The sequence below is a fragment of the Pseudomonas sp. EYE_354 genome, from assembly GCF_023148575.1.
GTDB lineage: Bacteria > Pseudomonadota > Gammaproteobacteria > Pseudomonadales > Pseudomonadaceae > Aquipseudomonas.
Genome location: NZ_JAHXNQ010000005.1, coordinates 1 through 19,949, shown reverse-complemented (window position 1 = coordinate 19,949; position 19,949 = coordinate 1). Strand labels below are relative to the sequence as shown.

Sequence of the window (19,949 nt, the reverse complement as noted above, 5' to 3'; positions counted from 1 at the left end):
GGCGATGGTAACGGATGCTTGGCAAGCTGCAAGCGCCTTCAGCTCAATTGCGCTTCGGCCAGTGTCAGTGTCCGTGGGATCAGGGTGGCATCCCAGTGCTGGATGCCCCAATCGAGCAGTTCCCGTGGGCTGGCGTGAAGCAGCTCAACACCAGGGTTCTGGCCAAGGGCGCGCAGGGCTCTGACGAGCAACGGTGTGGCCTGGTCTGTCGCCAGTGGCGGCGAACGGTAGGACTTGCCCAGTTTGTTGCCGTCCGGTTGGACGATCAGCGGTACATGCAGGTAGCGCGGTTGGCGCAAGCCCAGCAGCTCCTGCAAGTACAGTTGGCGCGGGGTTGAATCCAGCAGATCGGCGCCGCGCACGATATCGGTCACACCTTGCCAGGCATCGTCGAGTACCACCGCCAATTGATAGGCATAAAGGCCGTCACGGCGACGGATGACGAAATCGCCGACGTCGCGGCCAAGGTGTTGCCGGAATTCACCCTGTACGCGGTCGCTGAAGTGGTATTCCAGTTCCGGCACTCGCAAACGGATGGCGGCGTCCTGCTGGTCGTGACCGGCATTTCGGCACAGGCCGGGGTAAATCCCGTTGTAGAGTTCCAGTTGTTTGCGTGAGCAGGTGCAGGCGTACGCCAGGCCGTGGTTGAACAGGTCATTGAGTACTTTGGCGTAGGCATCATGCCGCGCGCTTTGTCGGACCAGTTCACCGTCCCATTCAAAACCGTAGCTTTCCAGGGCGTGGAGGATTGCAGCCTGGGCGCCGGGCTCTTCGCGGGGAGGGTCGAGGTCTTCCATGCGCATCAGCCAGCGACCGTGGTGGGCGCGGGCGTCAAGGTAGGAGGCGAGGGCGGCGACCAGCGAGCCGAAGTGCAAATGGCCGCTGGGCGTAGGGGCGAAACGCCCGATATAGGTAGAGGCTGTCATGGGCCGGATACTACTGGAAAACCGCCGAATGCCAGAAACAAAAATGGGGCGTTCGCACGCCCCATTCGTTCAGCTCGGCAGGATTATTTGCCGACCTGCTTTTCCTTGATTTCTGCCAGGTTCTTGCAGTCCACACACATATCGGCGGTAGGACGAGCTTCCAGGCGGCGAATGCCAATTTCAATGCCGCAGGACTCGCACCAGCCGTATTCTTCGTCCTTGATCAGTTGCAGTGTCTTGTCGATTTTCTTGATCAGCTTGCGCTCGCGATCACGGGCGCGCAGTTCGAGGGCGAACTCTTCTTCCTGGCTGGCACGGTCGGCCGGGTCCGGGAAGTTGGCGGCTTCGTCCTTCATATGGTCAACGGTACGGTCAACCTCTTGCATCAAGTCCTGTTTCCACTTGTTCAGGATCTTGGTGAAGTGCTCGCGCATGGGCTCGCCCATGTACTCCTCGCCCTTTTTTTCCACGTAGGGTTCGAAGCCGCCGAGGCCTTGAGTCTGCTGTTGCTTTGCTTGGGTGGACATGAATAGACCGCCTCTCACTCTTCTAATCCATTGCGCAGGATTGCAACGTCACCGACACCTGCCGGCCCTGCGGCTGCAAGCGGGCGAACTTACCAGATAGATTCGGGGTGCGCCACTCCCGGTTGTCGAGCCTGTCGCGCCGGGGTTGCAAACTGCCGCAGCCCGTCGTGACTGGGTATGTCGCGGCCCGAATGTCAATTTTAGTCGTTTTGCGCGTGCTTGCCCGGACCGCAAAGGCCGCCGGGCAGGCAATAGAACATGTTTTACCGCCAGGGTTCGGTAGAATCCGGATTTTGTCCTCACCGTTAAGGAAGGCTAATGGCCCAGCCCTACAGTGCGCGCAGTCGCGCCATCGAACCTTTTCATGTCATGGCGTTGCTGGCGCGAGCCAATGAGCTGCAGGCGGCCGGCCATGATGTCATTCATCTGGAGATCGGCGAGCCGGACTTCACCACCGCCGAGCCGATTATCCAAGCCGGCCAGGCGGCCCTTGCCAATGGCAAAACGCGTTACACCGCGGCCCGTGGGCTGCCCGAGTTGCGTGAGGCGATCAGTGGCTTCTACCAGCAGCGCTACGGGCTGAGCGTTGATCCTGAGCGCATTTTGGTCACGCCCGGTGGCTCCGGCGCTCTGTTGCTGGCCAGTAGCCTGTTGGTCGATCCGGGAAAACACTGGTTGTTGGCGGACCCCGGCTACCCATGCAACCGACATTTCCTGCGTTTGGTAGAGGGCGCCGCACAACTGGTGCCGGTCGGCCCGGATGTGCGCTATCAACTGACCGCTGATCTGGTGGCCAAGCACTGGAATCAGGACAGTGTGGGGGCATTGGTTGCCTCGCCCGCCAACCCTACCGGCACGATTCTTACGCGGAACGAATTGGCCCAGCTCAGCGCTGCAATCCAGGCGCGTAACGGCCACTTGGTGGTGGATGAGATCTACCACGGCCTCACCTACGGCACCGATGCGGCCAGCGTGCTGGAAGTCGACGACGACGCGTTTGTCCTAAATAGTTTTTCGAAGTATTTCGGCATGACCGGTTGGCGCCTTGGCTGGCTGGTAGCACCGCCGGCGGCAGTCGGTGAGCTGGAAAAATTGGCACAAAACCTCTACATCAGTGCCCCCAGCATGGCCCAATATGCGGCGCTGGCCTGTTTCAGCCCGCAAACCCTAAGCATCCTGGAAGAGCGCCGCGCAGAATTTGGCCGCCGTCGCGACTTCCTGCTGCCGGCCTTGCGCGAGCTGGGTTTTGGCATTGCCGTAGAGCCGGAAGGTGCCTTTTATCTGTATGCCAACATCAGCGCGTTCGGCGGCGATGCCTTCGCGTTCTGTCGTCATTTCCTCGAGACGGAACACGTCGCCTTCACGCCTGGCCTGGATTTTGGTCGCCATAAAGCCGGCCACCATGTGCGTTTCGCCTACACGCAGAATCTTGATCGGCTACAGGAAGCGGTAGAACGTATCGCCCGTGGCTTGCGGAGTTGGCAAGGCTGATGCGTTTTTATCCTCCCCTTGAAGAAGGTCGGCTCATTCGCCGTTATAAGCGCTTTCTCACTGATATCGAGTCCGTTACCGGCGAGTTGCTGACTATTCACTGCCCCAATACTGGCTCGATGCTCAATTGCATGGTCGAAGGCGGGCAGGTCTGGTTCAGTCGTTCCAACGACCCCAAACGCAAGCTGCCCGGCACCTGGGAAATTGCCGAGACGCCTCAGGGGCGTTTGGCGTGCGTGAATACGGCGCGCGCCAATCAGTTGGTTGAAGAGGCGTTGCGCGCGGGTGTGATAACCGAGCTAAACGGTTTCACTGCGTTAAAGCGCGAAGTGGCTTACGGTCAGGAAAAAAGCCGCATCGACTTTCGGCTGGAATACCCCGCCGGCGCGGCGTATGTGGAAGTCAAAAGTGTCACCCTCGGTTTTGACGACAGCAGGGTTGCCGCTTTCCCTGATGCGGTGACGCAGCGTGGCGCCAAGCATCTGCGGGAGCTGGCGCATCTGGCGCGTGACGGTGTGCGCGCAGTGCAGTTGTATTGCGTCAACCTGTCGGGCATTGATGCGGTGCGTCCGGCAGTGGAAATCGATGCGGCCTACGCTGCCGCACTGGGCGAGGCCAAGGCGGCCGGTGTGGAGGTGTTGGCGTACGGCGTGCGTGTGACGCCTGAGGAGGTGTGTGTGGATCGCCGCCTCGACGTGTTGCTCGATTAGATGTCCACCCACAAGCCTTGTTCGTCTTCGCGACCGCGTAGGGCTTTGAGGCTTTTGCCTGCGCACGGCCCGGCGATGCATTCGCCATTTTCGATCAGAAACAGGGCGCCGTGCGTGGCGCATTGGATCAGGCTGGCGCTGTCATCAAGGAACTGGTCAGGTTGCCATTCCAGCGGGATGCCGCGATGGGGGCAGCGGTTGATATAGAAGTAGGCAATGCCGTCCCGTCGCACTGCCAGGAGCCGGGAGCCGTTGATATCAAAGCCAAGGCTGCTGTTGGGGGCGAGGGCGTGAGAGGCGCAGAGAAACTTCATTTCAATCCTTAAGTACCTTGACGTTCAAATGCAAACAATTATCAAATGCCGGCTTCGCCCGCTAGCTGGCTGCGTGCTCGTTTCGATGCCTGATAGGGGGTTCCTGTCACGTCCGTGAGCACCCGAAGGCCCCGCCTCTGGAAGGAAACCCTGTTATGCGCCTGAGTACCAGCGCTATTGCGCTTGTTGTCGGACTACTGGTCAACCACGGGGCGCAAGCCTCTGAACTGCCGCAACGCTGGGTCAGTGCCGGCGGGGCGCTCTCGGAATGGGTTGCGGCGTTGGGCGGCGAACCGAAGTTGGTCGGCGTGGATACCACCAGTCAGCATCCTGAATCGCTCAAGGCGTTGCCCAGCATTGGTTATCAGCGCCAATTATCGGCTGAAGGCATTCTCAGCCTGCGCCCACAGGTGCTGGTGGGGACCGAAGAGATGGGGCCACCGCCGGTGCTGGCGCAGATCCGCAGTGCGGGGGTGCAGGTTGAGATGTTTTCCGCGCAGCCGGATTTAGCGACGTTGAAGGGCAATCTTCAGCACTTGGGCAAATTGTTGGGTGATGAGACCAAAGCCAGCCAATTGTTTGCCGGATATGAACAGGCGCTTGACCAGCAGAAAAACCTGGTAACCAGGGCTCAGGTCACGCAAACGGCCCCTGGCGTATTGCTCCTGATCGGCCATGCTGGCGGCAAACCGCTGATCGCCGGTAAAGACACTGCAGGCGATTGGGTGTTGCAGCAGGCTGGCGGGAAAAACCTGGCCGCCCATAGTGGTTACAAGCCGTTTTCCGTGGAGTCGCTGGCAGGGTTGCGCCCGGATGTTTTAGTGTTTGCCGACCGTGCCCTTACGGGGGACGCGGCGCGCGCGGCGTTGTTCAGGGAGAACCCTATCCTGGCATCCACACCCGCTGCGAAAAATGGGCGCGTGTTTGAATTGGACCCAACCCTGCTGGTGGGCGGGCTTGGACCACGGCTGCCGCAAGGCCTGGCCAGGCTGTCCGCTGGCTTTTACCCCTCCCAGACTAAAGCCGCCCCATGACTACTCTGGTTAAACCGAAAACGCTGTTTATAGGGTTGGCACTGCTGTGTGTCCTGGCAGTCTGGCTCTCGTTGGCACTGGGGCCGGTGAGCTTGCCGTTGCTAGACACGCTCAAGGCGGCCTTGCATCTGGTTGGCGTGCCGATTGAGGCGCGGGGGCTGGAACAGGCTGAGCTGATTCTGGGGCAGATTCGTTTGCCACGGACCTTGTTGGGGCTGGCGGTGGGCGGCGTGTTGGCATTGTCTGGGGTGGCGATGCAGGGGCTGTTTCGCAACCCGCTGGCCGATCCGGGGCTGGTGGGGGTTTCCAGTGGCGCGGCATTGGGGGCTGCGGTGGCCATTGTCGCGGGCTCGTTTTTTGGCGGGCTGCCGGACGCGGTCGGTCCATATCTATTGTCGATCTGCGCGTTTCTGGGCGGCCTGGGCGTCACCGCGCTGGTCTATCGATTGGGACGGCGCAACGGCCAGACCAACGTCGCGACGATGCTGCTCGCCGGTATCGCGCTGACGGCGCTCGCCGGTTCCACGGTGGGACTGCTTACCTACCTGGCGGACGACGCCACCTTGCGTACCCTGACATTCTGGAACCTGGGCAGCCTCAACGGTGCCAGCTATTCGCGACTATGGCCGTTGCTGCTGGTCAGTGCGGGCGTGGCGCTGTGGCTGCCGCGCCGAGCGAAGGCCTTGAATGCGCTGTTGCTGGGTGAGTCCGAGGCCAGTCATCTGGGTATTGATGTTGAAAAGCTCAAGCGTGAACTGGTGTTCTGTACGGCGCTGGGCGTCGGCGCAGCGGTGGCTGCGGCGGGCATGATCGGCTTTGTCGGATTGGTGGTGCCGCATCTGGTGCGGTTGCTGGCAGGGCCGGATCACCGGGTGTTGCTGCCGGCTTCGGTGCTGGCGGGCGCGAGTTTGCTGCTGTTTGCCGATCTGGTGGCGCGCTTGGCGTTGGCGCCGGCGGAATTGCCGATCGGTATCGTTACCGCGTTTATCGGCGCGCCTTTTTTTCTCTATTTATTGTTGCGGGGACGCGCCTGATGCTGCGGGTGGAAGCGTTGCACATCCGTCGCGTAGGCAAGACCGTGTTGGCGGATGTGACCCTCGACCTGCTGCCGGGCCAAGTGCTGGGCGTATTGGGCCCCAACGGTGCGGGTAAAAGCACCTTGTTGAGTGCGCTGTGCGGTGAATTGTCGCCTGACCAGGGCAAGGTCTGGCTGGGCCAGCAGGAATTGAAGACTTTGAGCGGCGCGCAACGCGCCCAGCGCCTGGCAGTCTTACCCCAGAGCTCAACCCTGGATTTCGCTTTCCGTGTCGAGGAAGTGGTAGGCATGGGGCGTTTGCCTCATCAGACCGGTCGAGTACGTGATGAGGATATTATCCGCGCGGCACTGCATGCGGCAGATGTGGGGCACCTGAGCGGTCGCAGTTACCTGGCGTTGTCGGGCGGGGAGCGTCAACGGGTGCACCTGGCTCGTGTATTGGCGCAATTATGGCCGGGCGAGGCGGGGCAGACGTTGCTGCTGGATGAGCCGACATCGATGCTTGATCCGTTGCATCAGCATACGACCCTGCAGGCAATCCGCAGTTTTGCCGATCGTGGCGCTGCGGTGCTGGTAATCCTGCATGACCTGAACCTGGCCGCGCGTTACTGTGATCGTATCCTGTTGCTGGACGGCGGACGCCCGCATGCCCTGGACACACCGGCACAGGTGCTGCGACCCGAGCCGCTCAAGGCGGTGTTTGGTCTGGATGTGTTAGTGCAGCCGCATCCGGAGCGTGGTCATCCGTTGATCATCGCGCGCTGAGCCGAGCTTTTTTACAGGCAAAAAAAGACCCGGCAAAAGCCGGGTCAAATAACCGTGATTAGCCTGATGAGGAGATAATCTGAGAGTCCGAACCAATGGTCTTTCAGTTATCGGCTGATCTCGCGACCAGTTGTGATAATCATAACGATTCTCATTTGAGAGTCAACATCTGTTTTGGCCTGCTTTTCTTTTTTTCTCAAACGAGCGTTCGAAACTTCTGTAAACGCTGGGTCTCGTGGCCGCACTAATTCTTTTGACGCGCGCCAATCGCGTCCAGTTGCCGGTTCAAAGCCTCCTTGCGTTCGGCAGGGATGTCGTTCCAATGCACATCCATCAGCGCGCCTTCGATGGCATACAGCAAAACTTTCGAGGCCCGGAAGCCGCGAGTCCTTACGGCTCGATAGGCGTCGACCGCTCCCAGGCGACGCAAGTCCGACGCACTGTGGATGCCCACCGCATGCAGCCATTGCGCCGACGTCTTCCCGAGGTTCTTAAGGTTTTGCAGCTCATCGTTCATCAAGCCTCCTTGCGATGGCCAAATGGTGCGGTGGGTATCGTGACCAGGTAAGCCTGAACAAGAGTGTAGCGCTCAGTAGGAAAAGCGTGATTCTTTGGTCTGAAACGGCCAAAAGCTTCTAAGAGTGGCGCGGGCGTTTGCCGGCTGGCAGGCGTGAAGCGCCCGCTACGCGTTGCGCGTAGGGGGCCTGGGTAGAAGTTTTACTTGGTGCGGTAGCGCAGGCGGGTGCCGAAATTAACCGACATGAGAATCTCATCGGCGGTCAATTCAGGTGAGAAGTAGGTGCCCGAGATCTGTGCATGTGCCAGGCTGGCACCCTCCAGCGAACAGCCACGCAAATCCAGGCCGCGCAAATCGGCGGAACGGAAGTATGCATCGGTGAAATCCACGCCGGTTGCGTTAAGGTCGCGCAAGTCCAACCCACGGAAGTCGCCACCGCGCATGTCGATGACGCCGTCTTTCGGGCGTTCCTGATTGAAGCCTCGAATATCATCGTTGTGCAGGAGCGCGTAGAGCGGTGTATCAAGAAGCTTGGGCTGACTCATGAAGGCAACTCCTGTTGGATTTATGGCGCCATTATAGTGCCACTATTTCTGGGTCGTGTGCCCAAGTAGACTACACGACCAAGAAATATTTCTTACAGGCCGGGCAGGCGTTGGCGAATTTGTGCGACCAAGGCATCAAGTGTGCCGCTTTGATTGGTCTCGACACGCTTGCTCAGCAACAACTCTTCAGCCGTCAGTGGGTCACGATTGGCCTGCTGTTCTTCGATAACCGTCAGCGTCGCGTCGGACGGATCGTTTTTATCCGCCTGACGTTGCGCCAGCCAACTGCTGATGACCGCTTGTGGCGCATTGCAATCCAGAATCAGGAACGGTGCACCGGTGGCCTCGGCAATCCTGGCGGCAGCGTCGCGCTGCTCACGTTTAAGGAAGGTAGCATCCAGCACCACCGGAAAACCGGCGCGTAATACGGTATCGGCGATTTCATTCAGGCGGGCGTAGGTAGTGGCGCTCGCATCTGCAGCGTAAATACCGGCTTGCGGGGTATTTTCCACCTGTTGCTCGCCGAACAGGCGCTTGCGTTCCACGTCCGAACGCAGGCGTACGGCGCCCAGCGCCTCGACCAAACGCATTGCGACGTGGCTTTTGCCCACGGCTGACACACCGTGGGTAATCGCCAGGAAGCGCGACGGAATGGTGCTGTAGCTCTCTGCCAGGTTGGCGTAGTTGCGGTACTGGCGCAGGGTCGTGGCGCGTTGCACCGGGCTTGCTTCGCTTGGCATGCTGAACAGCGACACCTTTGCGCGTACCAGTGCGCGATAGGCTTTATAGAAGTTCAGTACTTCAAGGCCTTGATAGTCACCCGTCAGTTCCAGGTACTGGCTGATAAAGCGGCGGGCCAAGGACTTGAGGCCGCGGTCTTCCAGGTCCATGGCGAGGAAAGCGGTGTCTGCGTACACATCGGTGAAGCGAAACGGTTCGTTGAATTCTATGCAGTCAAAGATCACCACATGGCCATCGATCAGGGTGGCGTTACCCAAGTGGATGTCACCGTGGCATTCGCGGGTGAAGCCGTCGACCTTACGCTGCGCTAGCAACGGTTTGAGACGTTCGAAGCTGCTTTCGGCCCAGGCTTGCAGGGCTTCGAGCTGGGCCAGGTCGGCTTTATCGCTGAGGAATGGGCGGATCTGATCGAAGTTCTGCCGTACCGGCGCCATCACCTCGTCGGGGGTACCGGCCGGGTGGTCTTGCGGGACCTTGGGGGCGGCAAGGTGGAAGTGTGCAATCTGCTTGGCCATCTCGTCGATGTGCGCACTGGTCAGTTCGCCGTTGGCTTGCAAGGTGCTGAGCAGTTGGCTTTGCGGGAACTGCCGCATCTTCAATGCGTATTCGATCACCGGGCCTTCGCCGCCCAGTTGCGGTGCTTCAGCGGTGCCGGTGATCGGCAACACTTCCAGATACAAGTCGCTGGTCAGACGCTGGTTCAGGCGCAGTTCTTCGTTGCAGAAATGGCCACGCTTTTCCAGGTCGGTGAAGTCCAAAAAGCCGAAGTTCATCGGTTTTTTCAGTTTATAGGCATAGGGACCGGTCAGGACGACCCATGAAATATGGGTCTCAATGACCTGGAACGCCTCGACTGGATGCGGGTACAAGGCCGGGTTTTGCAGGGCTGCGATCAGTGACTGGCTCACGGGCGATCCTTCAGAGTCTGGGGAAAATCATGGCGGGCATTATGGCCGCTAAGGGCGGTCGTGCAAACCGCTGTCCGGCTCATGTTGATCAGCAATAAAGTGCGTATAATCCGCCGCCATGACTCGAACCCGATCTCCCCGTTCCCGTAAAAAACCTCCTTCCCGCGGCCTGCGCCCATGGCTTGGCTGGGCGCTCAAACTCGGCCTTGTGGGCCTTGTGGTGCTCGCCGGCTTCGCGGTGTACCTCGACGCTGTGGTCCAGGAGAAATTCTCCGGCAAGCGCTGGACCATTCCAGCGAAGGTGTATGCACGCCCGCTGGAGCTGTTCACCGGCCAGAAGCTGAGCAAGGATGACTTCCTCACCGAGCTCGATGCCCTGGGCTACCGCCGCGAACCCGTGAGCAACGGGCCGGGGGCGGCCGCGGTCAGCGGTAATACCGTCGACTTGAACACACGCGGCTTCCAGTTCTACGAAGGCCTGGAAAAGGCACAGCCTGTGCGCGTGCGCTTCTCTGGCGACTATGTGGCCGAGTTGTCCTCGCTCAACGGTTCGAAGCTGCCGGTGGTGCGTCTTGAGCCTCTGATGATCGGCGGGATTTACCCGAAAAACCTGGAAGATCGCATTCTGATCAAGCTCGATCAGGTGCCGCCATACCTGCTGGAAACGCTGGTTGCCGTTGAAGACCGCGATTTTTACCATCACTGGGGCGTCTCGCCGAAGTCGATCGCCCGCGCGGTATGGGTGAATACTTCCGGCGGCAAGATGACCCAGGGCGGCAGTACGCTGACCCAGCAGTTGGTCAAGAACTTCTACCTGACCAACGAGCGCAGCCTGACCCGTAAGCTCACCGAAGCGATGATGGCGATGCTGCTTGAGCTGCATTACAGCAAGCAGGAAATCCTCGAGGCGTATCTCAACGAGGTATTCGTCGGCCAGGATGGCCAGCGCGCGGTGCACGGTTTCGGTCTGGCCAGCCAGTTCTTCTTCGGTCAGCCGCTGTCCGAATTGAAGTTGCACCAGGTGGCCTTGTTGGTGGGCATGGTCAAGGGACCGTCCTATTACAACCCGCGTCGTAATCCTGAGCGTGCGCTCGAGCGCCGTAACCTGGTACTCGACGTGCTTGAGCAGCAGGGCGTGGCCACGGCCGAGCAAGTCGAAGCTGCGAAGAAGATGCCACTGGGTGTGACCACGCGCGGCAAGCTGGCGGACAGTTCCTTCCCAGGCTTTATCGACCTAGTAAAACGCCAGTTGCGTGAAGACTATCGCGACGAAGACTTGACCGAGGAAGGCCTGCGGATCTTCACCAGTTTTGACCCGATTCTGCAGATGAAAGCAGAAGCGTCTGTCAATGACACCTTCAAGCGTCTGGCCGGCCGTAAGGGCTCGGACGAAGTAGAAGCTGCAATGGTGGTGACCAACCCGGAAACCGGTGAAGTCCAGGCCATGATCGGCAGTCGCCAGGCCAGTTTTGCCGGCTTCAACCGCGCATTGGATGCCGTGCGGCCGATTGGCTCGCTGGTTAAGCCAGCGGTGTACCTGACGGCATTGGAAAAACCGAGTAAATACACCCTGACCAGTTGGCTGTCGGATGACCCGCTATCGGTCAAGGGCGGCGACGGCCAGGTGTGGACACCGCAGAACTTCGATCGACGCTCCCACGGCACGGTGTTCCTGTACCAAGGGCTGGCGCACTCCTACAACATCTCCACCTCGCGGCTCGGCCTCGAAGTGGGCGTGCCGAATGTGCTCAAGACGCTGGCGCGACTGGGCATTACTCGCGAGTTCCCGGCGTTTCCGTCGATCCTGCTGGGCGCCGGCGCGATGACGCCGATGGAAGTGGCGACCATGTACCAGACACTCGCCAACGGTGGCTTCAATACACCTATGCGCGGGATTCGCAGCGTACTGACCGCCGAAGGTGAACCGCTCAAGCGTTACCCGTTCCAGATCCAGCAACGTTTCGATGCAGGTTCCATCTACCTCATCCAGAACGCCATGCAGCGCGTGATGCGTGAGGGCACCGGTAGCTCTGTCTATAAAGTGCTGCCTTCCAACCTGACGTTGGCGGGTAAGACCGGTACGAGTAATGACTCGCGTGACAGTTGGTTCGCGGGTTTCGGTCAGGATGTGTTGGCGGTGGTCTGGCTGGGCCGTGACGACAATGGCAAGACGCCCTTTACCGGCGCCACCGGTGCGTTGCAGGTCTGGACCAGTTTCATGCGCAAGGCCGACCCGCTGCCGCTGAACATGCCGCAGCCGGATAACATCGTGCAGGCCTGGATTGATCCTCACACCGGGCAGGGCTCCGATGCCAACTGTCCGGGGGCGGTACAGATGCCGTATATTCGCGGCAGCGAACCACCACCCGGTGCGGCGTGCAGTGGCGGTGCCCCTACTGACGCGGAATCGGTGATGGACTGGGTCAAGGGCTGGATGAATTAAGCAAAGAGGGTTTCAAGTGAACAAGTGGTGTATTCCAGCGATTACCGTTCTGGCTTTGCTCAGCGGTTGCTCCAGTGTGCAACGCGGCTCGATTCCGGTTGTGGATTCGAGCACTGCCGTTTCCAATAATGACCGGATCTCGGCGAATGGCGGTTTCCGTCAAACCGTGACCAACCGTCCGGCGCAGGCCAAACCTCAGGCCATGCCACAGGATTCGGGTGTGGTGGTGATGGTGCCGGGCGGCGGTGCTGCCACGTCCGCGCCGATCAGTGCCGAGCCTTGGACGCCAGGGCCGAGCACCTCGGGTCCGATCGACGCTGCACCGATTCAGACCGCGCCGGTCACCCAGAGCACCTACAACATGCCGTCCACGCCGAGCGGCATCCCTTCGTCCGCCAATACCGGTGGCCTGTCGGCTGATGAGCAGTTGGATGGCCCGGTGCTGGCGTTGTTGACCACTGCCCAGCAGCAACAGGCGGGTGGCGACTTGAATGGCGCGTCTTCCAGTCTCGAGCGCGCACAACGCGTTGCGCCTCGCGAGCCGCAAGTGCTCTACCGTCTGGCGCAGGTCCGCATGGCCCAGGGCGATGCGCCGCAAGCCGAGCAGTTCGCCCGTCGTGGTCTCTCGCTGGCTGGCGGTCGTCCGGACTTGCAGGCCAGCCTGTGGGCATTGATCGGTGACGCGCGTGCGGCACAAGGTGATGCCGCCGGCGCTGCCCAGGCTCGTCAGAAAGCCAAGGTCAACCTCTGATGGATGCACGCTTTCCGGCGATTGCCGAACAGTTGTTGCTGATTGAGCGTGAATTACGCGTGCAGGGCTGGTGGGACGAGGTGCCTCCCAGTATTGAAGCGCTCAGCAGTGTTGAACCGTTTTCGGTGGATACCCTGGATTTTCATCAGTGGCTGCAGTGGATCTTCCTGGCGCGAATGAAGCAGATCCTCGAACAGGATCTGCCGTTGCCCAATGCGTCGGGGATTCTGGAGATGGCCGAGATGGTCTACGCCGACCGGCCGCGTGAGAGCCTCGGCTTGCGCAATGCGCTGAAAAAGTTCGACCAATTGATCGTCGACGCTCGTTAATTGCCTGACTGTCGGGTTTTCCGGCAGTCTTGCGCATATTTCTACCGCTTGACGACATTCAGGCGAGTTTTATCCCTCCTCAAAGCCCTTTCTTCTACGTTCTCATGCGCTTAGTTGGAAAAAAGCGCAATTATTGCTTGACTTGAACGGCGTGAAACAGAAGAATCCAAAGTCCGCTGTATCGGGACTGCCAGAAGCAGGCCCGCTCAGCAGATCATGAGGCGCACATCCGCGCCGACCTGTTACACCCGCAACGCGTTACCTCGCGCTGGGTGGGAAAAGCCCGCAACACTTGGGACGATCCCAATACTTGCTCAGTCAGTGCTGACGTAGTCGGCGACCACCGTCGCTCATGCTCTGTTGGGAAGTAAACCTATTAAGACCCGTCGGTTTTCAACGGACGGTATTCTGGCGTTTTAGAGGTGAACAACGTGGAGCTTTTATCTGGTGGTGAGATGCTCGTCCGCTTTTTGCGTGACGAAGGCGTCGACTATATCTACGGGTACCCAGGTGGTGCTCTGCTGCATGTTTACGACGCACTGTTCAAGGAACCGGCTGTTACCCACATCCTGGTTCGCCACGAACAGGCCGCAACCCATATGGCTGACGGTTACGCCCGTGCCACCGGTAAAGCCGGTGTGGTACTGGTGACGTCCGGCCCGGGCGCAACCAATGCCATTACCGGCATCGCGACTGCCTATATGGACTCCATCCCGATGGTGATCATTTCTGGCCAGGTGCCCAGCACCATGGTCGGTACCGATGCGTTTCAGGAAACCGATATGATCGGTATTTCCCGGCCGATCGTGAAACACAGCTTCATGATCAAGCACGCGTCGGAAATCCCGGAAGTCATGAAAAAGGCGTTCTACCTCGCTCAGTCCGGTCGTCCGGGCCCTGTCGTGGTCGATATCCCGAAAGACATGACCAACCCGGCAGAGAAATTCGAATACGTCTTCCCCAAGAAAGCCAAGCTGCGTTCCTACAGCCCGGCTGTTCGCGGTCACTCGGGGCAAATCCGCAAGGCGGCAGAAATGCTTCTGGCGGCCAAGCGTCCAGTGCTGTACTCCGGCGGCGGCGTGATTTTGGGCGGCGGCTCCGCACCGCTGACCGAACTGGCCAAGATGCTTAACCTGCCGGTTACCAATACCTTGATGGGGCTGGGCGCGTTCCCGGGTTCGGACCGTCAGTTCGTCGGCATGCTCGGAATGCACGGCAGCTACACCGCCAACCTGACCATGCACCACGCTGACGTGATCCTGGCCGTAGGCGCGCGGTTCGACGACCGTGTGATCAACGGTGCGAGCAAATTTTGCCCGAATGCCAAGATCATCCACATCGACATCGACCCGGCCTCCATCTCCAAGACCATCAAGGCCGACGTGCCGATTGTCGGGCCTGTCGAGAGCGTATTGACCGAAATGGTCGCTGCGCTCAAGGACATCGGCGAGACGCCAAACAAAGAAGCGGTTGCCAGTTGGTGGAAGCAGATCGACGAATGGCGCGGTGACCGCGGCCTGTTCCCGTACGACAAGGGCGACGGCAGCATTATCAAGCCACAAACCGTGATCGAGACCCTGTGCGAAGTGACCAAGGGCGATGCCTTTGTCACATCCGATGTGGGGCAGCACCAGATGTTCGCCGCGCAGTACTACAAGTTCGACAAGCCTAACCGCTGGATCAACTCCGGTGGCCTGGGCACGATGGGCTTTGGTTTTCCTGCGGCAATGGGGGTGAAGCTGAGCTTCCCGGATAACGACGTTGCGTGCGTCACCGGTGAGGGCAGTATCCAGATGAACATCCAGGAACTGTCGACGTGCCTGCAGTACGGTCTGCCAGTAAAGATCGTCTGCTTGAACAACGGCGTGCTGGGCATGGTCCGCCAGTGGCAGGACATGAGCTACGGTAGCCGTCACTCCCACTCTTACATGGAGTCATTGCCGGATTTCATCAAGTTGGTTGAAGCCTATGGCCACGTTGGCATGCGCATCACCGATCTGAAAGATCTCAAGCCGAAGATGGAAGAAGCGTTTGCCATGAAGGACCGCCTGGTGTTCATCGATATTCAGGTGGATACCAGCGAGCACGTTTACCCGATGCAGATCAAAGACGGCTCTATGCGTGACATGTGGTTGAACAAGACGGAGCGTACTTAATCATGCGGCATATTATCTCCCTGCTTCTGGAGAACGAACCCGGCGCTCTGTCTCGTGTTGTCGGCCTGTTTTCGCAACGCAACTACAACATCGAAAGCCTGACCGTGGCTCCGACCGAGGACCCGACCCTGTCGCGCCTGACGTTGACCACCGTTGGTCACGATGAGGTGATCGAGCAGATCACCAAGAACCTCAACAAGCTGATCGAAGTGGTCAAGCTGGTCGATCTGTCGGAAAGTGCCCACATTGAGCGTGAGCTGATGCTGGTTAAAGTCAAGGCCACGGGTGCCCAACGTGCCGAGATCAAGCGGACTACCGACATCTATCGCGGGCAGATCGTCGATGTGAGCGCCAGCGTTTATACCGTGCAATTGACCGGTACAAGCGACAAGCTGGACAGCTTCATCCAATCGATCGGGACGGCCTCGATTCTGGAAACCGTCCGCAGTGGTGTCACCGGGATTGCCCGTGGCGACAAAGTACTCAGCATCTAACCCAAATTAGTGAATGGCCTTACGGCCTGGATATATAGAGGAACCTCATGAAAGTTTATTACGAAAAAGACTGTGACCTGTCGATCATCCAGGGCAAGAAAGTCGCCATTATCGGTTACGGTTCCCAAGGTCACGCGCAAGCCTGCAACCTGAAAGATTCCGGCGTTGACGTGACTGTCGGCCTGCGTAAAGGCTCGGCCACTGTTGCCAAGGCTGAGGCCCACGGCCTGAAAGTGACTGACGTTGCTTCCGCTGTGGCTGCTGCCGACCTGGTCATGATCCTGACCCCGGACGAGTTCCAGTCCGCGCTGTACAAGAACGAAATCGAGCCGAACATCAAGAAGGGTGCCACCCTGGCCTTCTCCCACGGCTTCGCGATTCACTACAACCAGGTTGTGCCGCGCGCTGACCTGGACGTGATCATGATCGCGCCAAAAGCGCCGGGTCACACCGTACGTTCCGAATTCGTCAAAGGCGGCGGTATCCCTGACCTGATCGCGATCTACCAGGACGCATCCGGCAACGCCAAAAACGTTGCACTGTCCTACGCTGCCGGCGTGGGCGGCGGTCGTACCGGCATCATCGAAACCACCTTCAAGGACGAGACTGAAACCGACCTGTTCGGCGAGCAGGCTGTTCTGTGTGGCGGTACCGTTGAGCTGGTAAAAGCCGGTTTCGAAACCTTGGTTGAAGCTGGCTACGCGCCGGAAATGGCCTACTTCGAATGCCTGCACGAACTGAAGCTGATCGTTGACCTCATGTACGAAGGCGGTATCGCCAACATGAACTACTCGATCTCCAACAACGCCGAATACGGCGAGTACGTGACTGGCCCGGAAGTGATCAACGCCGAGTCCCGTCAGGCCATGCGCAACGCCCTGAAACGTATTCAGGACGGCGAATACGCCAAAATGTTCATCAGCGAAGGTGCCACCGGCTACCCTTCGATGACCGCCAAACGTCGTAACAACGCCGCTCACGGTATCGAAATTATCGGCGAGCAACTGCGCTCGATGATGCCGTGGATCGGTGCCAACAAGATCGTCGACAAAGCCAAAAACTAAGTCGTACGTATCGAGAGAAAACGCGGCTTAGGCCGCGTTTTTTCGTTTGGGAAGCGGGTTCTGGTATAAAGCTGCATCGTTTGCGGGCGAACACTCGCCGCACGTATTTGTCGAATTTTTTCACACCGTTGCAAGGTAAAGTCCATGAGCGAACGTCCCGAAGAGCCAAACCAGGCTTCTGACGCCGAAAGCCTGCTACCGATCGATGAGCATGTCGAAGAAGGGCATGATGCTGAAGGCCGCAAGGTCCGGCATCGTGGTATCTATCTTCTGCCCAACCTGTTCACCACCGCGAACCTGTTTGCCGGCTTCTACTCCATCATCAATTCCATGAGTGCCCAGAGCGCGCTGGCGGCTGGTGATGCGGCGAGTGCCAGCAAGTATTTCGGTTTTGCGGCTATCGCCATTTTTGTGGCTATGGTGCTGGACGGCCTGGATGGTCGCGTGGCACGCATGACCAACACCCAAAGTGCGTTCGGTGCTGAGTACGACTCTTTGTCGGACATGGTTGCCTTCGGTGTCGCCCCGGCATTGCTGGCATTTGCCTGGGCGCTGGGGGACATGGGCAAGGTGGGGTGGATGGTTGCCTTCATCTATGTTGCCGGTGCCGCGTTGCGCCTGGCACGCTTTAATACCCAGGTAGGTACTGCTGATAAACGTTATTTTATCGGGCTGGCCAGTCCGGCGGCTGCCGGTGTAGTCGCGGGTATCGTCTGGGCGTTCAGTGATTACGGGATCCAGGGGTCGAAGATGTCGTTCCTGGTCGCCTTGATGGTTGCTGCAGCCGGGATGTTGATGGTCAGTAATATTAAGTACAACAGCTTCAAGGAGCTGGACCTCAAGGGGCGCGTACCTTTTGTTGCCATCCTTGTGGTGGTGTTGGTATTCGCGGTGGTCTTCAGCGATCCGCCGCGTATTCTGCTTTTGGCGTTCCTGGTCTATGCCGCATCGGGGCCGATTCAATACCTCTTGCATCTGCGCCGGGACAAAACGTTGCCTTAATGTAATTTCCCCCATACTCCGCAGTCTATTGGTGCATCAGTCCTCCAATGCTGCGGAGTTGCCATGTTAATCAAATCTCCTAAGGCGTCCGATTGCCATGAATCGGATGTCACCCCTGAATCTTTTTACCTTTCTCGCCGCAGCTTGCTCGGCGGTGCGCTTGCCGGTTTTGCAGCCGGTAGCCTGCCGCGTTGGGCCAGTGCTGACGAGGCGTCACGTTATGCTGATGTCGAGCCAGGCAAGGCACCCAATTGGTTTGCCGAGAAACTGCCGGCAACGAAATGGCAGGCGGTGACGGTCAAGGACGAAGCGATCACTCCGTTCAAGGATGCAACCCACTACAACAACTTCTACGAGTTCGGTACGGATAAGGGCGATCCCGCGAAAAATGCAGGATCACTCCAGACCGAGCCCTGGAGTGTGGTGATTGATGGTGAGGTTGCAAAGCCGGGGCGTTATGCCTTGGAAGACTTCATGAAACCCTACCAATTGGAAGAGCGGATCTACCGTTTGCGCTGTGTAGAAGCGTGGTCGATGGTTATCCCATGGATAGGCTTTCCGATCTCTGCCTTGCTCAAGCAGGTTGAGCCAACCTCCAAGGCCAAATACATCCGGTTTGAAACCCTTCAGGATCCCAAGAGCATGCCAGGGCAGCGCTCGAGTTTTGGCTTGATTGACTGGCCGTATGTAGAAGGGTTGCGCCTGGATGAAGCGATGAACCCGTTGGCGATTCTTGCGGTGGGTATGTATGGGCGGGAGCTGCCGAATCAGAACGGGGCGCCATTACGTCTGGTTGTGCCGTGGAAGTATGGTTTCAAGAGCGTGAAGTCGATCGTGCGCATCAGTCTTGTGAGTGAACAGCCGAAAACCACCTGGCAGAGCATTGCGGCCGATGAGTATGGGTTCTATGCAAATGTGAATCCCACGGTCGATCACCCCCGTTGGACTCAAGCACGTGAGCGGCGTCTGCCCAGTGGTCTGTTCAGTCCCAATGTCCGTGAGACACAGATGTTCAATGGCTACTCGGATGAGGTTGCTTCTTTATATGCCGGGCTTGATCTGCGGAAGAACTACTGATGCGTTATCCCATCTGGCGCATTGGCGTATTTATCGCCGCGGCGGTGTGGCCGTTGTTATGGCTATATGAGGCGTGGAGTTTTGCCCTGGGGCCGGATCCGGGCAAGGTGCTGGTTGATCGGCTCGGCTTGGGGACGCTGATTCTCTTGCTGATAACGCTGGGAATGACGCCGTTGCAAAAGCTGAGCGGGTGGGCCGGCTGGATCGCTGTGCGCCGGCAGCTCGGGCTATGGTGCTTCGCTTATGTGGTGCTGCATCTGGCGGCGTACTGCGTGTTTGTCCTGGGGCTGGATTGGTCGCAGTTGGGCGTTGAGTTGCGCAAGCGGCCTTACATTATCGTGGGGGCGTTGGGGTTTGTGCAGTTACTGGTGTTGGCGGTGACGTCCAATCGCTATAGCCAGCGTCGGTTGGGAGCTCGCTGGAAGAAATTGCATCGCTTGGTGTATGTGATTCTTGGGCTTGGTCTGCTGCATATGTTGTGGATCGTGCGGGCTGATCTGAAGGAGTGGTCCATCTATGCGTTTATAGGTGCACTGCTGTTGGTGACGCGCATACCGCCTGTGATGCGTCGAATCCCTCGTATTGTTGCGAGAAAAGCATCTTCTGCAACAAAAGTGTAATTAGCGGTTGACGCCAGATTCTGGAAGCCTATAATTCGCCCCACTTCCGGCGCAGTCGAAACGGAAAACTCTTTGGTAAACAATGAGTTAAGCGGTTTTCGGCAGTAGGGTGCTTCAGTTCATCGAAGCCAAAAGGAAGTTGAAAAAGAGGTGTTGACAGCAGCGTGTAACGCTGTAGAATTCGCCTCCCGCTGAAGAGAGATCTGAAGCGCAAGTGGTTGAAGTTGTTGAAGAAATCTTCGAAAGCTTCTGAAAATAATCACTTGACAGCAAATGAGGCTGCTGTAGAATGCGCGCCTCGGTTGAGACGAAAGCTCTTAACCAACCGCTCTTTAACAACTGAATCAAGCAATTCGTGTGGGTGCTTGTGGAGTCAGACTGATAGTCAACAAGATTATCAGCATCACAAGTTACTCCGCGAGAAATCAAAGATGTAACCAACGATTGCTGAGCCAAGTTTAGGGTTTCTTAAAAACCCAAAGATGTTTGAACTGAAGAG

At 58.5% G+C, this 19,949-nt stretch carries 20 protein-coding genes; 14 read left to right on the top strand and 6 right to left on the bottom strand.

Going from position 1 to position 19,949, the window contains the following annotated elements:
- Positions 1-38: 38 nt before the first annotated feature.
- Entirely contained in the window at positions 39-926 is an 888-nt protein-coding gene (gene gluQRS / locus KZX66_RS08280; RefSeq protein ID WP_248078235.1) for a tRNA glutamyl-Q(34) synthetase GluQRS, read from the bottom strand.
- 83 nt (positions 927-1,009) lie between these two features.
- Entirely contained in the window at positions 1,010-1,453 is a 444-nt protein-coding gene (dksA, locus tag KZX66_RS08275; protein WP_076965038.1) for an RNA polymerase-binding protein DksA, read from the bottom strand.
- Between the two features lie 318 nt (positions 1,454-1,771).
- Between dksA and KZX66_RS08270 the strand changes: the two genes are divergently transcribed.
- The gene (locus tag KZX66_RS08270) at positions 1,772-2,944 is read left to right on the top strand and encodes a pyridoxal phosphate-dependent aminotransferase (RefSeq protein WP_248078233.1); all 1,173 of its coding nucleotides are present in this window, start codon (positions 1,772-1,774) and stop codon (positions 2,942-2,944) included.
- The gene (gene sfsA, locus KZX66_RS08265) at positions 2,944-3,654 is read left to right on the top strand and encodes a DNA/RNA nuclease SfsA (protein ID WP_248078230.1); all 711 of its coding nucleotides are present in this window, start codon (positions 2,944-2,946) and stop codon (positions 3,652-3,654) included. Before KZX66_RS08270 ends, sfsA begins: the two co-directional genes overlap by 1 nt.
- Here the strand turns inward: sfsA and KZX66_RS08260 are convergent.
- Positions 3,651-3,968, bottom strand: coding sequence for a Rieske 2Fe-2S domain-containing protein (locus tag KZX66_RS08260; RefSeq protein ID WP_248078228.1), 318 nt, complete (start codon positions 3,966-3,968; stop codon positions 3,651-3,653). The two genes, sfsA and KZX66_RS08260, sit on opposite strands and share 4 nt — an antisense overlap.
- Positions 3,969-4,123: 155 nt before the next feature.
- Between KZX66_RS08260 and KZX66_RS08255 the strand changes: the two genes are divergently transcribed.
- From KZX66_RS08255 to KZX66_RS08245, 3 genes are read left to right on the top strand one after another with little or no spacing between them, the layout of a single operon-like run.
- Entirely contained in the window at positions 4,124-5,002 is an 879-nt protein-coding gene (locus KZX66_RS08255) for an ABC transporter substrate-binding protein (protein ID WP_248078226.1), read from the top strand.
- Complete coding sequence (locus KZX66_RS08250) at positions 4,999-6,036, top strand: iron ABC transporter permease (protein WP_248078224.1); 1,038 nt, start codon at positions 4,999-5,001, stop codon at positions 6,034-6,036. The genes KZX66_RS08255 and KZX66_RS08250 overlap by 4 nt, the downstream gene beginning before the upstream one ends.
- Positions 6,036-6,803, top strand: coding sequence for a heme ABC transporter ATP-binding protein (locus KZX66_RS08245; protein WP_248078220.1), 768 nt, complete (start codon positions 6,036-6,038; stop codon positions 6,801-6,803). The genes KZX66_RS08250 and KZX66_RS08245 overlap by 1 nt, the downstream gene beginning before the upstream one ends.
- A gap of 244 nt (positions 6,804-7,047) precedes the next feature.
- On the opposite strand, the gene KZX66_RS08240 is transcribed toward KZX66_RS08245, so the two are convergent.
- The 3 genes from KZX66_RS08240 to KZX66_RS08230 all read right to left on the bottom strand — a co-directional run bounded on the left by KZX66_RS08240 (position 7,048) and on the right by KZX66_RS08230 (position 9,514).
- Positions 7,048-7,320, bottom strand: a complete 273-nt coding sequence (locus tag KZX66_RS08240) for a TfoX/Sxy family protein (RefSeq protein ID WP_248078218.1) — start codon at positions 7,318-7,320, stop codon at positions 7,048-7,050.
- 200 nt (positions 7,321-7,520) lie between these two features.
- A complete protein-coding gene (locus KZX66_RS08235) occupies positions 7,521-7,865 on the bottom strand; it encodes a pentapeptide repeat-containing protein (protein WP_248078217.1) in 345 nt (114 codons plus the stop codon).
- A gap of 92 nt (positions 7,866-7,957) precedes the next feature.
- Positions 7,958-9,514 carry a bifunctional aminoglycoside phosphotransferase/ATP-binding protein gene (locus KZX66_RS08230; RefSeq protein ID WP_248078216.1) on the bottom strand — a complete coding sequence of 519 codons (1,557 nt, stop codon included), beginning with the start codon at positions 9,512-9,514 and terminating at the stop codon, positions 7,958-7,960.
- Between the two features lie 118 nt (positions 9,515-9,632).
- Between KZX66_RS08230 and mrcB the strand changes: the two genes are divergently transcribed.
- The 9 genes from mrcB (at position 9,633) to msrQ (ending at position 19,450) form a co-directional block, all read left to right on the top strand.
- The gene (gene mrcB / locus KZX66_RS08225; RefSeq protein WP_248078215.1) at positions 9,633-11,957 is read left to right on the top strand and encodes a penicillin-binding protein 1B; all 2,325 of its coding nucleotides are present in this window, start codon (positions 9,633-9,635) and stop codon (positions 11,955-11,957) included.
- 16 nt (positions 11,958-11,973) lie between these two features.
- Positions 11,974-12,708 (top strand): tetratricopeptide repeat protein, encoded by a 735-nt coding sequence (locus KZX66_RS08220; protein WP_248078214.1) that lies wholly within the window; start codon positions 11,974-11,976, stop codon positions 12,706-12,708.
- Entirely contained in the window at positions 12,708-13,037 is a 330-nt protein-coding gene (locus KZX66_RS08215; protein WP_248078213.1) for a YqcC family protein, read from the top strand. The genes KZX66_RS08220 and KZX66_RS08215 overlap by 1 nt, the downstream gene beginning before the upstream one ends.
- Positions 13,038-13,468: 431 nt before the next feature.
- On the top strand, positions 13,469-15,193 hold the full coding sequence (locus tag KZX66_RS08210; RefSeq protein WP_248078212.1) for an acetolactate synthase 3 large subunit: 1,725 nt from the start codon (positions 13,469-13,471) through the stop codon (positions 15,191-15,193).
- 2 nt (positions 15,194-15,195) lie between these two features.
- Entirely contained in the window at positions 15,196-15,687 is a 492-nt protein-coding gene (gene ilvN, locus KZX66_RS08205) for an acetolactate synthase small subunit (protein WP_003176102.1), read from the top strand.
- Between the two features lie 47 nt (positions 15,688-15,734).
- Positions 15,735-16,751 carry a ketol-acid reductoisomerase gene (ilvC, locus tag KZX66_RS08200; protein ID WP_007948647.1) on the top strand — a complete coding sequence of 339 codons (1,017 nt, stop codon included), beginning with the start codon at positions 15,735-15,737 and terminating at the stop codon, positions 16,749-16,751.
- A gap of 144 nt (positions 16,752-16,895) precedes the next feature.
- Positions 16,896-17,753, top strand: a complete 858-nt coding sequence (gene pssA / locus KZX66_RS08195; RefSeq protein WP_003176097.1) for a CDP-diacylglycerol--serine O-phosphatidyltransferase — start codon at positions 16,896-16,898, stop codon at positions 17,751-17,753.
- Positions 17,754-17,816: 63 nt separating this feature from the next.
- Positions 17,817-18,830, top strand: coding sequence for a protein-methionine-sulfoxide reductase catalytic subunit MsrP (msrP, locus tag KZX66_RS08190; protein WP_248078210.1), 1,014 nt, complete (start codon positions 17,817-17,819; stop codon positions 18,828-18,830).
- Complete coding sequence (gene msrQ / locus KZX66_RS08185; protein ID WP_248078208.1) at positions 18,830-19,450, top strand: protein-methionine-sulfoxide reductase heme-binding subunit MsrQ; 621 nt, start codon at positions 18,830-18,832, stop codon at positions 19,448-19,450. Before msrP ends, msrQ begins: the two co-directional genes overlap by 1 nt.
- The last annotated feature ends 499 nt before the right edge of the window (positions 19,451-19,949 follow it).

Coding starts and splice junctions, on each gene's coding strand:
- gluQRS (WP_248078235.1), bottom strand. CDS start 926: ATGACAGCCTCTACCTATATCGGGCGTTTCGCCCCTACGCCCAGCGGC.
- dksA (WP_076965038.1), bottom strand. CDS start 1,453: ATGTCCACCCAAGCAAAGCAACAGCAGACTCAAGGCCTCGGCGGCTTC.
- KZX66_RS08270 (WP_248078233.1), top strand. CDS start 1,772: ATGGCCCAGCCCTACAGTGCGCGCAGTCGCGCCATCGAACCTTTTCAT.
- sfsA (WP_248078230.1), top strand. CDS start 2,944: ATGCGTTTTTATCCTCCCCTTGAAGAAGGTCGGCTCATTCGCCGTTAT.
- KZX66_RS08260 (WP_248078228.1), bottom strand. CDS start 3,968: ATGAAGTTTCTCTGCGCCTCTCACGCCCTCGCCCCCAACAGCAGCCTT.
- KZX66_RS08255 (WP_248078226.1), top strand. CDS start 4,124: ATGCGCCTGAGTACCAGCGCTATTGCGCTTGTTGTCGGACTACTGGTC.
- KZX66_RS08250 (WP_248078224.1), top strand. CDS start 4,999: ATGACTACTCTGGTTAAACCGAAAACGCTGTTTATAGGGTTGGCACTG.
- KZX66_RS08245 (WP_248078220.1), top strand. CDS start 6,036: ATGCTGCGGGTGGAAGCGTTGCACATCCGTCGCGTAGGCAAGACCGTG.
- KZX66_RS08240 (WP_248078218.1), bottom strand. CDS start 7,320: ATGAACGATGAGCTGCAAAACCTTAAGAACCTCGGGAAGACGTCGGCG.
- KZX66_RS08235 (WP_248078217.1), bottom strand. CDS start 7,865: ATGAGTCAGCCCAAGCTTCTTGATACACCGCTCTACGCGCTCCTGCAC.
- mrcB (WP_248078215.1), top strand. CDS start 9,633: ATGACTCGAACCCGATCTCCCCGTTCCCGTAAAAAACCTCCTTCCCGC.
- KZX66_RS08215 (WP_248078213.1), top strand. CDS start 12,708: ATGGATGCACGCTTTCCGGCGATTGCCGAACAGTTGTTGCTGATTGAG.
- ilvN (WP_003176102.1), top strand. CDS start 15,196: ATGCGGCATATTATCTCCCTGCTTCTGGAGAACGAACCCGGCGCTCTG.
- ilvC (WP_007948647.1), top strand. CDS start 15,735: ATGAAAGTTTATTACGAAAAAGACTGTGACCTGTCGATCATCCAGGGC.
- pssA (WP_003176097.1), top strand. CDS start 16,896: ATGAGCGAACGTCCCGAAGAGCCAAACCAGGCTTCTGACGCCGAAAGC.
- msrP (WP_248078210.1), top strand. CDS start 17,817: ATGTTAATCAAATCTCCTAAGGCGTCCGATTGCCATGAATCGGATGTC.
- msrQ (WP_248078208.1), top strand. CDS start 18,830: ATGCGTTATCCCATCTGGCGCATTGGCGTATTTATCGCCGCGGCGGTG.